This is a genomic window from Amycolatopsis saalfeldensis (assembly GCF_900110575.1).
In the GTDB taxonomy this organism is placed as follows: domain Bacteria; phylum Actinomycetota; class Actinomycetes; order Mycobacteriales; family Pseudonocardiaceae; genus Amycolatopsis; species Amycolatopsis saalfeldensis.
The window spans coordinates 79,032-91,997 of sequence record NZ_FOEF01000009.1; the positions used below are offsets into that span (position 1 = coordinate 79,032).

General features: G+C 72.8%; 15 protein-coding genes and 1 pseudogene. 13 read left to right on the plus strand and 3 right to left on the minus strand.

The features are described 5' to 3' along the window. The first annotated feature begins 22 nt into the window (after positions 1–22). Positions 23–340 carry a PTS sugar transporter subunit IIB gene (locus BMY97_RS21230; protein WP_281246917.1) on the plus strand — a complete coding sequence of 106 codons (318 nt, stop codon included), beginning with the start codon at positions 23–25 and terminating at the stop codon, positions 338–340. Then, positions 337–792, plus strand: a complete 456-nt coding sequence (locus BMY97_RS21235) for a PTS sugar transporter subunit IIA (RefSeq protein ID WP_091618745.1) — start codon at positions 337–339, stop codon at positions 790–792. Before BMY97_RS21230 ends, BMY97_RS21235 begins: the two co-directional genes overlap by 4 nt. Positions 793–866: 74 nt before the next feature. On the opposite strand, the gene BMY97_RS21240 is transcribed toward BMY97_RS21235, so the two are convergent. Next, positions 867–1,295: a Rieske (2Fe-2S) protein gene (locus tag BMY97_RS21240; RefSeq protein WP_091618746.1), complete on the minus strand. Its 429-nt coding sequence runs from the start codon at positions 1,293–1,295 to the stop codon at positions 867–869. Positions 1,296–1,446: 151 nt separating this feature from the next. On the opposite strand from BMY97_RS21240, the gene BMY97_RS21245 reads away from it, so the two are divergent. From BMY97_RS21245 to BMY97_RS21280, 8 genes are all read left to right on the plus strand, one after another. Next, positions 1,447–1,833, plus strand: a complete 387-nt coding sequence (locus BMY97_RS21245) for a hypothetical protein (RefSeq protein WP_091618748.1) — start codon at positions 1,447–1,449, stop codon at positions 1,831–1,833. 398 nt (positions 1,834–2,231) lie between these two features. Next, complete coding sequence (locus tag BMY97_RS21250) at positions 2,232–3,167, plus strand: prepilin peptidase (protein ID WP_091619155.1); 936 nt, start codon at positions 2,232–2,234, stop codon at positions 3,165–3,167. A gap of 45 nt (positions 3,168–3,212) precedes the next feature. Then, positions 3,213–4,400 carry a chorismate synthase gene (gene aroC / locus BMY97_RS21255; protein ID WP_091618750.1) on the plus strand — a complete coding sequence of 396 codons (1,188 nt, stop codon included), beginning with the start codon at positions 3,213–3,215 and terminating at the stop codon, positions 4,398–4,400. After that, positions 4,397–4,921 carry a shikimate kinase gene (locus BMY97_RS21260; protein WP_177231467.1) on the plus strand — a complete coding sequence of 175 codons (525 nt, stop codon included), beginning with the start codon at positions 4,397–4,399 and terminating at the stop codon, positions 4,919–4,921. Before aroC ends, BMY97_RS21260 begins: the two co-directional genes overlap by 4 nt. A gap of 11 nt (positions 4,922–4,932) precedes the next feature. Further along, the gene (aroB, locus tag BMY97_RS21265; RefSeq protein WP_091618752.1) at positions 4,933–6,054 is read left to right on the plus strand and encodes a 3-dehydroquinate synthase; all 1,122 of its coding nucleotides are present in this window, start codon (positions 4,933–4,935) and stop codon (positions 6,052–6,054) included. Further along, positions 6,051–6,482: a type II 3-dehydroquinate dehydratase gene (gene aroQ, locus BMY97_RS21270; protein ID WP_091618754.1), complete on the plus strand. Its 432-nt coding sequence runs from the start codon at positions 6,051–6,053 to the stop codon at positions 6,480–6,482. The genes aroB and aroQ overlap by 4 nt, the downstream gene beginning before the upstream one ends. Continuing rightward, positions 6,479–7,390 carry a GNAT family N-acetyltransferase gene (locus BMY97_RS21275; protein ID WP_091618756.1) on the plus strand — a complete coding sequence of 304 codons (912 nt, stop codon included), beginning with the start codon at positions 6,479–6,481 and terminating at the stop codon, positions 7,388–7,390. Before aroQ ends, BMY97_RS21275 begins: the two co-directional genes overlap by 4 nt. Positions 7,391–7,462: 72 nt before the next feature. After that, complete coding sequence (locus BMY97_RS21280) at positions 7,463–8,965, plus strand: glycoside hydrolase family protein (RefSeq protein WP_091618758.1); 1,503 nt, start codon at positions 7,463–7,465, stop codon at positions 8,963–8,965. Positions 8,966–9,359: 394 nt separating this feature from the next. Here the strand turns inward: BMY97_RS21280 and BMY97_RS21285 are convergent. Next, positions 9,360–9,797, minus strand: a pseudogene (locus BMY97_RS21285) (B-4DMT family transporter); the annotation flags it as partial. Positions 9,798–9,923: 126 nt separating this feature from the next. On the opposite strand from BMY97_RS21285, the gene BMY97_RS21290 reads away from it, so the two are divergent. From BMY97_RS21290 to nusB, 3 genes are read left to right on the plus strand one after another with little or no spacing between them, the layout of a single operon-like run. After that, positions 9,924–11,024: a M24 family metallopeptidase gene (locus tag BMY97_RS21290; protein ID WP_091618760.1), complete on the plus strand. Its 1,101-nt coding sequence runs from the start codon at positions 9,924–9,926 to the stop codon at positions 11,022–11,024. Between the two features lie 43 nt (positions 11,025–11,067). Next, entirely contained in the window at positions 11,068–11,631 is a 564-nt protein-coding gene (gene efp / locus BMY97_RS21295; RefSeq protein WP_091618762.1) for an elongation factor P, read from the plus strand. Further along, on the plus strand, positions 11,631–12,089 hold the full coding sequence (nusB, locus tag BMY97_RS21300; protein WP_091618763.1) for a transcription antitermination factor NusB: 459 nt from the start codon (positions 11,631–11,633) through the stop codon (positions 12,087–12,089). The genes efp and nusB overlap by 1 nt, the downstream gene beginning before the upstream one ends. 221 nt (positions 12,090–12,310) lie before the next feature. Here the strand turns inward: nusB and bldD are convergent, their stop codons facing one another. Then, entirely contained in the window at positions 12,311–12,799 is a 489-nt protein-coding gene (bldD, locus tag BMY97_RS21305; RefSeq protein WP_003096372.1) for a transcriptional regulator BldD, read from the minus strand. Positions 12,800–12,966 lie beyond the last annotated feature (167 nt).

Here is a 12,966-nt window from a genome sequence, read left to right on the forward strand (position 1 = left end):
TGCGTTCGTGGCCGACCGCGGCGTGCATGCCGACGAACGGCGTAGTACTGCTGGAAATGCAGCTTGCTCACGTGGGAAAGCAACAGGAAACGAGGAGGCCGCGATGGCGGACGACAGGCCGGAGAAGATTCTCGCGGCACTCGGCGGATCGGACAACGTCGTCGAGATCGAAGGCTGCATCACGCGGCTGCGGTGCGAGCTGGAGGACATGAGCCTGATCGACGAGCCGGCGCTCAAGGCCGCGGGCGCGATGGGCGTGGTGCGGATGGGCTCGGGCGTGCAGGTGATCGTCGGCCCCGAGGCCGACACGATCGCCAGCGACATCGAGGACCTGATGTGAGCCTGCCGATCCTGAGCCCCGTCGCCGGCAAGGTGGTCGCGATCACCGAGGTGCCGGACCCGGTGTTCGCCGAGGCCATGGTCGGGCCCGGCATCGCCGTGGTGCCGAGCGGCGGGCGGGCCGACGCGGTCGCGCCGGTCGACGGGACCGTTGTGACGCTGCACCCGCACGCGTTCGTGGTGGCCACCGAGGACGGCCGCGCCGTGCTCGTCCACCTGGGCATCGACACGGTGAAGGAGAAGGGCGAGGGCTTCACCCTGCACGTGGTGAAGGGCGAGGCGGTGCGCGCCGGGCAGCCGGTGGTGGGCTGGGACCCCGAGGCCGTCGCGGCCGCCGGCTACTCGCCGATCGTGCCGGTGGTCGGGCTCGACGCGCCGGCCGAGGTGCTCGCGGACCTCGAGCCCGGGCGCGAGGTCGCCGCGGGCGACCCGCTGTTCACCTGGAGCGACTGAACGGTGTGACGCAGGAGGGCCCCTTGTGGACGGTGACGTCCGCAAGGGGCCCTGTTCATGGGTGCTTCGGCTGGTCAGGCGGTGGTCACCTGTCCGTTCTCGACCTTCACGTTCACCTTCGGCAACGGCTTGTCCGCGGGCCCGTTCTTGACGGCGCCGGTGAGCGCGTCGAAGACCGAGCCGTGGCACGGGCAGCGCAGCTCGCCGCCGCTGGGCGGGTTCACGGTGCAGCCCTGGTGCGTGCAGACGGCGCTGAAGCAGGCGACGGTCCCCGCGGCGGGCTGGGCGACGATCACGTCCTGGCCGTCCGGGGTCTTCGCGGATTTCGCCTGGCCCACGGGCACCTCGGCCAGCGCAATCACCTTTCCGCCCGGCTTCGGCGCTTCGGCGCTCGCCCCCGGGCTGCCGCCACAGGCGGCGAGGGCCACGGTGCCCACGGCGGCACCGGCCACGGCGGCCCCGGTGGTGAGGACGGAACGGCGGGAGTGCAGTTCGGCAGTCATACCCCTGGCAACGAGATCCAGGCCGGTCCGGTTCACCGGTTCACGAGATTGTGCGGATCTCGTTCGCCCGCCCGTCGCGGTGAACCGGATCGGCCCGCCGTCCGTGTACCTGCCGAAGGGATCCAGGGTGGGTCGGAGTGGAGGTTCGGTCATGGACAAGTGGTTCCGCGTAATCGCCGCAGTGGGGCTGGTCGGCTCGGCGCTGGTGCACTTCTACCTGTACTGGGGCAGTGGTTACTCGGACATCGCCGTGGTCGGCCCGTTGTTCCTGCTCAACGGCGTCGCGGGCGTCGTGATCGCCGTCGCGGTGCTGTTCTGGAAGCACTGGCTGCCGGCGCTGCTGGCGTTCGGCTTCGGCGCCGTGACGCTGGTGTCGTACTTCCTGGCCACGACGGTCGGGTTCTTCGGGGTGCACGACCAGTTCAACAGCCAGTTCGAGTACTGGGGCGTGGTGACCGAGGCGCTCTGCGTGATCTTCGGTCTCGTCCTGCTGGTCCGCGACCTCCAGTCCCGCCGGGTGGTGACCGTGTCCCGCTGAGGGCCTGGGTTCGGGGGGTGATGGGGGAGTTTGCCTGTCGCCGCACCGGTCGTCGGCCGTGCGGCCGGCTCGCCGCGACCGGACTGTCGGGCGGGTTCTCGACCTTGGGTTCGGCTTGGTGCCTGTGTGGGTTCCGGCTTTGCTGCCCGAGCAGGGCCCGGCCTGGGCAGTCGAGCCGGTTTTGGCTTGGCCAAGGGGAATCCGGGTCGTCCGGTGCCGGTGGCGACGTCGGTCGTGACGCGTTCCGGGGGCGTCGAACGTCCTCGCGAGCTTTGCCGCCCGCCAACCCCTGATCCCGCTACCCGGTCGGGTGAAAAGCCGCTCCACGCGTCGCGAGGGGACCTTTCGCGACAGCGTTCGATTGCCCGCGAGTGCCGTTCCCTGTCAGCGTGGTCGGCATGGAATGGGGACTGTTCGCGCTGGTCGTAGCGACCGGCGCCCTCGCTGCGATGGCCGCGGGGCTACTGGTGCGCCGAGCCGGCGCGCCGATTCCGCTCAGCGCCACGGCGATGCTCGCCGGGGCCGGGGCGGCAGTCGTCGCGTGGCGATGGCAGGCGGGTGCTTGGCCGGGCTGGTGGCTGCCGGTCGCCTGGCTCGTCACGGTGCTCGGCGCCCCACTGGCCCTGGCCGACGTCCGCCACCGCCGGCTGCCGGACGTGCTGACGCTGCCCGCGTACCCCCTCCTCGCCATCGCGCTGTCCGGCGGCGGCCTGGAAACGCTGACCGCCGCCCTCACCGGCGCCCTCCTGTTCGGCGGCGCGCACCTGCTGGTCCGCCACCTGGCCCCAACCCAACTCGGCGCGGGCGACGTGAAGCTCACCGGCAGCCTCGGCGCAGTTCTGGGCGCCGTCGGCTGGCCCGCGCCGGCTTTCGCCGCGGTCGCCGCCAGCGCACTGAGCGCCACCCTCGCCGCGGCCGCCCACCTACGCACTTCGCCCCGGCGGCCCCAGAGCCCGGCCACCCCCCACCCGAACCCGGGCGACGGGCCGGCGCACCGAACCACCGACCCCCACTCGACTGGTTGCCCGCAATCGCCGACTTGTTCTCACCTGAGCGTCTGCTCCCGTTCGCCGACTTGTTCTCACCTGAGCGCCTGCTCCCATTCGCCGACCGCAGCCGCTGCCTCAGCTGGCGCCGTCGATCAGCCGTCACCCGTTCCTCGCCCGCATCCTCACGCGGTGGACCCGCGGCCCAGGGCAGCGGATCCGTCCCAGCGGGCCGGCCGCCCCCGCGCCCAGCGGTCAGCCCGGGTCCCGCACGGTCCGGCGTTGCTGCTGGCCACCTGGCTGTGCGCGGTGGTCGCCGGGCCGGGATCGGGGGTGGCCGTGAGCTGAGGGGTTCCCGCCCGGACCGGCAGGGGGACGTGACAGGATTACCCGGTGTTGCGCTGGATCACCGCAGGAGAATCACACGGACCCGCCCTCGCCGCCGTGCTCGAGGGCCTGCCCGCCGGGGTGGAGGTGACCACCGGGGACCTCACCGCGCAGCTCGCGCGGCGGCGGCTCGGGTTCGGCCGCAGCCCGCGGATGGGCTTCGAGACCGACAACGTCCAGTTCCTCGGCGGCGTCCGCCACGGGCTGTCGCAGGGCGGCCCCATCGCGGTGCAGATCGAGAACGCCGAGTGGCCCAAGTGGGAGCAGGTCATGGCGGCCGACCCGGTGGACCCCGAGGTGCTCGCCGGGCTGGCCCGCAACGAGCCGCTGACCCGGCCGCGGCCCGGGCACGCCGACCTGCCCGGCATGCAGAAGTACGGCTTCGACGAGGCGCGCCCCGTCCTCGAGCGCGCGAGCGCCCGCGAGACCGCTTCGCGCACGGCGCTGGGCACGGTGGCGCGGAACTTCCTGCGCCAGCTGCTCGGCGTGGAGGTGCTGAGCCACGTCGTCTCGATCGGCGGGGCGGACGCGCCCGAGGGGCCGCTGCCGCAGCCGGGCGACCTCGACGCGGTGGACGAGAGCCCGGTGCGGGCGTTCTCGGCCGAGGGCACCGAGGCGATGGTCGCCGAGGTGGACGCCGTCCGGAAGGCCGGGGACACCGTCGGCGGCGTGATCGAGGTGCTCGCCTACGGGCTGCCGCCGGGCCTCGGCTCGCACGTGCACTGGGACCGCAGGCTCGACGCCCGACTGGCCGGCGCCCTGATGGGCGTGCAGGCCATGAAGGGCGTCGAGGTCGGCGACGGCTTCACCACCGCCCGCCGCTGGGGCAGCCAGGCGCACGACGAGATCGACCGCGGCACCGGCCCGGTCGGCGTCACCCGCCGGTCCAACCGCGCGGGCGGGCTGGAGGGCGGCATCACCAACGGTGAGCCGCTGCGGGTGCGCGTCGCGATGAAGCCGATCTCCACCGTGCCGAAAGCACTGTCTACTGTAGACGTCCGGACCGGCGAGCCCGCCGTGGCCATCCACCAGCGCTCCGACGTGTGCGCCGTGCCCCGCGCGGGCGTGGTGCTGGAGTCGGTGGTCGCGCTGGTGCTGGCCGACGCCGCGCTGGAGAAGTTCGGCGGCGACTCGCTGGCCGAGAGCAAGCGCAACGCCGAGGCCTACCTGAAGGCGCTCGAGGAGCGCTGGTGAGCCCCCGCGCGGTGGTCGTCGGGCCGCCCGGCTCGGGCAAGAGCACGGTCGGCCCGCTGCTCGCCGAAGCGCTCGGCGTGGTGTTCCGCGACACCGACGACGACATCGTCGCGCGCACCGGACGGTCCATTTCGGACATCTTCGCCGAGGACGGCGAGCCGGCGTTCCGGGTGCTCGAAGCCGAGGCCGTCGCCACCGCGCTGGCGGAGCACGAAGGCGTCCTGTCACTCGGCGGCGGCGCCCCGCTCACGCCGTCGACCCGCGCGCTGCTGGCGGAGCACACGGTGGTGTTCCTGAACGTCGGCCTCGCCGCCGGGGTCCAGCGAGCCGGCCTATCCACGGCCCGGCCGCTGCTGGCGGGCGTGAACCCGCGCGCCACCTTCAAAACCCTGCTCGACGCGCGCCTGCCGGTCTACCGGGAGGTCGCGACCGTCGAGATCGACACCGACACGCGGACGCCCGCCGAGGTGGTGGCGGCCACGACCGCCGCGCTCGCCGGCGTCCCGGAGCTTCAGGAGTAGTGAGGAAAACCGTGTCCGAGAACCCGGCCGAACCGGTCCGGATCCGCGTCGCCACCGCGAGCCCGTACGACGTGGTCGTGGGCCGCGGCCTGCTCGGCGAGCTCACCACGCAGCTCGCCGACGCGTCGAAGATCGCGCTGATCCACCCGCCGACGCTCACCACCACCGCCGAGGCCGTCCGCGAAGAGCTGGCCGCCGCGGGCCTCGACGCGCACCGCGTCGAGATCCCGGACGCCGAGGACGGCAAGGCCTTCGGCGTCGCGAGCTTCTGCTGGGAGGTGCTCGGCCGGATCGGGCTCGACCGCCGCGGGGTGGTCGTCGCACTGGGCGGCGGCGCGGTCACCGACCTGGCCGGGTTCGTCGCGGCCACCTGGATGCGCGGCGTGCGCCTGGTCAACGTGCCGACGACGCTGCTGGGCATGGTCGACGCGGCCGTCGGCGGCAAGACCGGCATCAACACCGAGGCCGGCAAGAACCTGGTGGGCGTGTTCCACGAGCCGTCCGCCGTGTTCGCCGACCTGGCCACGCTGGAGACGCTGCCGCCGAACGAGCTGGTCGCGGGCATGGCCGAGGTGGTCAAGACCGGGTTCATCGCCGACCCGCGCATCCTCGAGCTGATCGAACAGGACCCGGCCGCCGCGCTCGACGCGTCCGGCGACGTGCTCGCCGAGCTGGTGCGGCGCTCTATCCAGGTGAAGGCTGACGTCGTCGCCGCAGACCTGCGAGAGTCCGACCTGCGCGAGATCCTCAACTACGGCCACACCCTGGGCCACGCCATCGAGCGCCGCGAGCGTTACCGCTGGCGCCACGGCGCGGCGGTGAGCGTCGGCCTCGTCTTCGCCGCGGAGCTTTCCCGGCTCACCGGAAGGCTCGACGACGCCACGGCGGCGCGCCACGCGTCCGTGCTGAAGCTGCTCGGCCTGCCGACGACGTACGACGCCGAAGCGCTGCCGCAGCTCGTCGAGAGCATGAAGGGCGACAAGAAAACCCGCTCCGGCGTGCTCCGGTTCGTGGTCCTCGACGGGCTCGCGAAGCCCGGCCGCCTGGAGGGCCCGGACCCGGCGCTGCTGGCGGCCGCGTACTCCGCGATCGTCGACGACACCCCCAAGAACAGCGGGAGTGTGCTGCTGTGAAGGCGTTTGTGTTCAACGGCCCCAACCTCGGCCGCCTCGGCAAGCGCGAGCCGTCCGTCTACGGCTCCACCACGCACGAGGACCTCGCGGCGCTGTGCGTGAAGACCGGCGCCGAGCTGGGCCTCGACGTCGAGGTCCGGCAGACCGACCACGAGGGCGAACTCGTCGGCTGGCTGCACGAGGCGGCCGACGGCGGTCACCCGGTCGTCCTCAACGCCGGCGCCTGGACGCACTACTCGATCGCCGTCCGGGACGCCGCCGCGCAGCTCACCGCGCCGCTGATCGAGCTGCACATCTCGAACGTGCACAAGCGCGAGGAATTCCGGCACCACAGCGTGCTTTCCGACATCGCGACGGGCGTGATCGCCGGGCTCGGCGTGGACGGGTACGCGCTCGCCCTGCGCTGGATCGCCGCGAACGCTTCGTGAACAACCCGCCCGAACTCACCACCGCGCGGCTCCGGCTGCGCGCGCTGACCGAGGCCGACACCGAGGCCGTGATGGCGGTGTTCGCCGTGCCGGAGATGAGCCGGTTCCTCAAAGCCGACCTGGCCGATCCTGCCCAGGCGCGGGAGATGATCGAGCGGCGGCTGGCCTACGACGGGCCCGCCGGATTGGGGCACTGGGCCATCGAGCGGGACGGCGAGGTGGTCGGAATCGTGCATTTGCGGCCGTCCACCGCGCTGCCCGGCGGAGTGACCGAACTGGGTTACGCCGTGGCGGTGAAGCACGCCGGGCAAGGGCTGGCGGGCGAGGCGGCCCGCGCGGTCCTCGACCACGGGCTCGGCACCCTCGGGCTGCCCGCGGTGTGGGCGCTGGTGCACGAGGACAACGCCGCCAGCCTGGCCGTGACGGGCCGGCTCGGGTTCCTGGACGTCGGCAGCGGCGTCCACTACGGCGACACCCACCGCGTGCTCGTCGCGTTCCCGTCCCAGCACGGGCGGCCCCACCACATCGAGTTGTGGGTGCCGGACCTCGCCCGCGCCGAACGCGCCTGGGGCTGGCTGCTGGGCCGGCTCGGCTGGCGGGAGTTCCAGCGGTGGCCCGCGGGCGTCAGCTGGCGCCTCGGCGGCACGTACCTCGTGGTCGAGGCCTCGCCCGCGACGACCGGCGCAAGCCACGAGCGCACCCGGCCGGGGCTCAACCACCTCGCGCTGCACGTCGGCACCCGCGTGGAGGTCGACGAGCTGGCCGAGGGCGGGCCCGGCTGGCAGCCGCTGTTCGCCGAGCGGTTCCCGTACGCCGGCGGGGACGCGCATTACGCGGCTTACCTGGAGAACGAGGACGGCTTCGAAGTGGAGCTGGTCGCGGTCGAGGGTCCGCCACGCGGGAGTTGAGTCACCCGACCGGTGCAGGCCTGGCTACACTCGGCAATCGTGCACCCGTTTCGTCCTGGGGGTCGGCGACCCGTGCGTGTCCTCCTCGCCCTGTCGCTGGCGGGGCTCGTTGTCGCGGGGTGCAGCGACAGCTACGCGCAACCCCAGGCCGACGGCCCCGCTCCCGGCGGCATCGCGGGCGGGAAGCCGGTCGCGCAGCCGAAACCGCCGCGGGCCGCGAACGTCGCGCTGGTCCCCAGCGGGGCCCGGCAGAGCCCCGGCGTCGTCGCCGCGGGCGGCGAGGACGCGGTGTACAACTACGGCCCCACGGTGATGGTCGACGGCGGCAAGACCCACCTGTGGTGGTGCAGCCAGTACGGCACCGCGGGGCCGCCGGGCGACGACATCCTGTACGCCGAGGCGCCCACCCCCGACGGCCCGTTCACCGGACCGGGTGGCGGGGTCCCCATCCCGGTGCTGTCGGGCGCGCCCGGCAACTTCGACGGCATGCACACCTGCGACCCGTCCGTGCTGCGCGTCGGCACCACCTACTACCTGTACTACACGGGCGCGGCGGGCGACCACGCGCTCGGCAACGCGATCGGCCTCGCCACCAGCACCGACGGCGTCCACTGGACCCGGGCGGCGGGCGGCAAGCCGATCCTCGGGCCCTCGCACGACGTGCACCGCGACAACGTCTACGGCGCCGGCCAGCCGTCCGTGGTGTTCCTCGACGGCTGGTACTACCTCCTGTTCACCGACACCACCGGCCGCGCGGCGGGCTGGAACGGCGCCGGGCAGTTTGTCGTCCGCTCGCACGACCCGGCGTTCGGGAGCGGGGTGGAAGCGTTGGGGGACAAGGGTTTCGCGCCGGTCTCCGCGACGAGCGCGCCCCGTGAGCGCTCGGTGGTGGACGGCTTCAGCGCCGACCTGGAGTGGGTCGGCGCGCTCGACGCGTTCGCCATCGCCCACGAGACCGCGGCGGGCACCACGCTGACGTTCTGGGACCGCGACTTCACCCTGCAGCCATACGCGCCCGTCGTGATCCCCGGCGCCTGGAAGGAGGGGCCCGGCCTGGTCCGGCGCCCCGACGGGCACGCGCCGACCTCGGTCACCGACCCCTGCGGCACGGTCTCGTTCGACGTCGTCCGCGCGACCGTGACCGGCGAATCCGGGGCCCCGACCGCGTTGCGGCACTTCGGCCTCGACGTGCGCGGCTCCGGCGCCTGCGCGGACGCCGACCGCGTCACCACCACCTTCGACGGCGTCGCGATGCCGTCCCCGGAACGCACGATGGACCTGTTCCGCCGCGGGCAGCGCATCCGGATCGACCGCCGCTCGGTGGCCGCGACGCTCGCCGGCGAGGTCCTGAACGAGCCGCTGCCGCCCGTCGAAGGCATCCCGGTGACGGCCCGCCTGCACGCCGGCGCCACCGTGGTGCACGCCGACGGCCGCGGTTACAGCGTGCTGCTCGGCAAGAACGTGCGGTGGGGCCTGCCCGACACCGGCTCGGTCAAGCTCAACGACTCCGAGGTGACGGAGGTCGACCCGCGACAGTGGGACGCCTACGCGATCGGCCTGCCACTGGGCGGCTGACCGGCGAAGGCGGGTCCAGCTCCCCGGACTGCCGCCCGGTGGCGGGGTCCGCGGCTTCCTCGCCTAGGTCGCCGGAGTGGCCGGATTCGCCGGAGCCGCGGAGGTTGCCGGAGTCCTTGCGGCTGTGGGAGTTGCCGGAGCCAGTGCGGCTGCGGCGGGGGGAGCCGCGCCGCTCGGCCGGGTCGGTGCTGGCGGAGGACTCAGGCATTTCGCCGGAATCGTCGGGGGCGGGGCCGGGGCGCGGGCGGCGGGCCGGGGAAGGCTTGCGGCGCTTGGCCCGGTGGCTCGGGGGCGAGTCCGCCGAGTCCGAGCCGGAAGCCGTGTCGGAGCCCGGATCCGAGACGGCCACGGCCTCGCCCAGGTCCAGCTCGCCCGCGTTCCGCTGATGGCGGGACTCGTCCGGTTCGAGCACCTCGTCTTCGCCGGCGTCCGTGCGGCGGGGGCGGCGGATCCGGCTGCCGACGAACAGGCCCAGCCCGGCCGGGACCAGTACCAGCAGGGCGGAGAACGCCGCGCCGCCGGTGAGGGCCGACTTCAGCTCCGCGACGCCGGTCTGGTCGACGAAGATCGCGCGCCCGATCACGTACAGGACGCCGCCCGCCAAGCCCGTGACCAGCGCCGCGATGAACCAAGCGCGGCCGCGGTCGGGCCGGTCGCGCCAGCCGTCGATCGCGCTCCACAGCGCCGCGACGCCGACGAGCACCGCGAGCGTCAGCGACGTGATCACGGTCTGGTCGGTCGGGTGGAACACGGACCACTTGGCGAGCAGCGTCATCGCCGCGGCGTGCACCACGGCCATGACCAGCCCGCGCGTCAACCAGGCACCCAGCATGGACGGAGTGTAGGTGCCGGTGGGTGAACGCCGTGTGGTCCGCCCGGGCGAGTGCGGGCTCGGACGCGGAGCGTCACCCTACGTAAGGCGCATCAGCCGCGCCGCCGCGCTGGCTAAGCTGGCCGGGTGCCTGAAATCCACGCTCACCGGCGCGGCGCGCTGCGGTCCCTGCTCACCGAGTCCGGGGTCGACGCGCTGCTGGTCACCGACCTGCTCAACATCCGCTACCTGACCGGGTTCACCGGCTCGAACGCCGCGCTGCTCGTGCACGCGAGCGGCGACGGGCGCACGGTCTTCTGCACCGACGGCCGTTACACCACGCAGTCGGCGGCCGAGGTGCCCGACCTGGAGCGCGTGATCGAGCGCGCGAGCGCCCGCGCGCTGGCGAGCCACGCCGCGCACGACCGCGCCCACCACCGGCGGACCGGCTTCGAGAGCCAGTACGTCAGCGTCGAGGAGCACGAGGTCCTGAAGGTCCGGTTCGAGAGCGTGGACCTGATCCGCACGCCTGGGCTGGTCGAGCAGCTGCGCGTGGTCAAGGACGAGGTGGAGGTCGAGGCGCTGCGCGCGGCCTGCGCGGCCGCCGACCGGGCGCTCGCCGACCTGGTCGCGGCCGGCGGGCTGCGGCCCGGGCGCACCGAGCGGGAAGTGGCCCGGGACCTGGAGAACCGGATGCTGGAGCACGGTTCGTCCGGGCCCTCGTTCGACTCGATCGTGGCCGCCGGGCCGAACTCCGCCATCCCGCACCACCAGCCCACCGGGACCGAGCTGCGCACGGGCGACTTCGTGAAGCTCGACTTCGGCGCCACCGTCGACGGCTACCACTCCGACATGACCCGCACGTTCGTGCTGGGCGAGCCGGCGGACTGGCAGCGCGAGCTCTACGACCTGGTCCACCGCGCGCAGGCGGCCGGCACCGAGGCCGTCCGGCCGGGCGCCGTGGTGTCCGAAGTGGACGCCGCCGCCCGGTCCGTGATCGTCGCCGCGGGCCGCGGGGAGGAGTTCTCCCACGGCCTCGGGCACGGCGTCGGCCTCGAGGTGCACGAGGCGCCCAGCTTCGCTACCACGGGCGTCGGTACACTGACCGCCGGTATGGCGGTCACCGTCGAGCCCGGCGTATACCTCGCGGGTCGCGGTGGCGTGCGCATCGAGGACACGCTCGTCGTGCGGGACACCGGGCCCGAACTCCTCACCCTGAGCACCAAGGACCTCGTGGCCGTCCGATAACGGCGGTCGCGGACTAGAGATCGACACAGGAGACCGAAAGCTCGTGGCCACCACCAACGACCTGAAGAACGGGCTCGTCCTCAACCTCGAGGGCCAGCTGTGGACCGTCACCGCGTTCCAGCACGTCAAGCCGGGCAAGGGCGGCGCGTTCGTGCGCACCACCCTCAAGCACGTGCTGACGGGGAAGGTCGTCGACAAGACCTTCAACGCGGGCACGAAGGTCGACACGGCCACCGTGGACCGCCGGAACATGACCTACCTGTACAAGGACGGCCAGGACTTCGTGTTCATGGACGCCGACACCTACGACCAGATCACGGTGCCGTCCGAGACCGTGGCGGACAACGCCAACTACATGCTGGAGAACACCGAGGTCCAGGTCGCGGTGCACAACGAGGTGCCGCTGTACGTCGAGCTGCCGACCTCGGTGGAGATCCTGATCCAGCACACCGACCCGGGCCTGCAGGGCGACCGCTCGACCGGCGGCACCAAGCCGGCCACGCTGGAGACCGGCGCGGAGATCCAGGTCCCGCTGTTCCTCTCCACCGGCGAGAAGATCAAGGTCGACACCCGCGACGGCCGCTATCTCGGCCGCGTCTCCAGCTGATGCCGGAGAAGCTGCCGCCGCACCCGAATCGCGGCGGGTCGATCAGCCGCCGGCAGGCCCGCCGCCGGGCGGTCGAGATGCTGTACGAGGCCGCCCAGCGCGACGCCGACGCGGTCACGCTCCTGGCGGACCGGGTCGGCGCGGTGGAGGTCGACCCGGTCGCGGACTACACGATCTCGGTCGTGGAGGGCGTCACCACGCGGCGGGAGCAGATCGACGAGCTGCTGTCCGAGCACTCGCAGGGCTGGACCCTCGACCGGATGCCGCCGGTCGACCTCGCGGTGCTGCGCGTGGGCGTCTACGAGATGCTGTGGTCGGCCGACGTGCCGGACGCGGTCGCCATCGACGAGGCCGTGGGCCTGGCCAAGGAACTCTCCACGGACGACTCGCCCCGCTTCGTCAACGGCGTGCTGGGCCGCATCGGCACGATCGCCGACCGGCTCCGCGCGGTCCTGTAGCCGCGGCCGTTCGGAGAACCCGGTGGATCACGATGGGTATGGGTGGTCTAGCCCGATCGGGTAACGGCGCGGGCCGGGGGGCGGCGCCGGAAACCGGGCCGCGCGGGCGTCGATGATCACCGTCCGCAGCCACGAAATGCACCCGGCAGATGCCCGAGGCGGGGTGAGCGTTTCCGGTGTCCGGTCCGGAAACGCTCACCGCGTCGGGCAGCTGCCGGACATCAGTCTTCTTTGGACGGACGGGCCTCTGGCGGCAGGACGCCCCAGTCGATCAGCTGCTCGGTGAGCTCGCCGGGGGTCATGTCGTAGATGATGGCCAGTGATCGCAGGTCCTCGGTGCGGATCGAGAGCACCTTGCCGTTGTAGTCGCCGCGCTGGCTCTGGATCGTCGCCGCGTACCGCGCGAGCGGGCCGACCTTCTCCGCGGGCAGCTGCTGGAGCCGCTCCAGGTTGATCACGATCTTCGTGGCGGGCTCGGCGCCCGAGGGCACGCGGCCCTCCGGCAGCAGTTCGACCACCGGCACGCCGTAGAAGTCGGCCAGCTCGGCCAGCTTCTGGACGGTGACGGCCCGATCGCCACGCTCGTACGAGCCGACGACGACGGCCTTCCAGCGGCCGCCCGACTTCTGCTCGACCCCGTGCAGGGAAAGGCCCTGCTGCTGGCGGATCCCGCGGAGCTTGGCCCCGAGCGCCTTGGCGTAATCGCCCATCTGGTGGTTCTCCGTTTCCTCACCCCCACGCCGGTCGGATGACCGGTGCGGGGACTCCTCGAGTCGAATACTCAGAGTAATGGTTACGCATAGTTGTCACCAGGTCAAGCAGAAGGTCTTCCGCCCCTGGTCGGGGCCATGGACACACCACCCGGAAGGCTGATTGA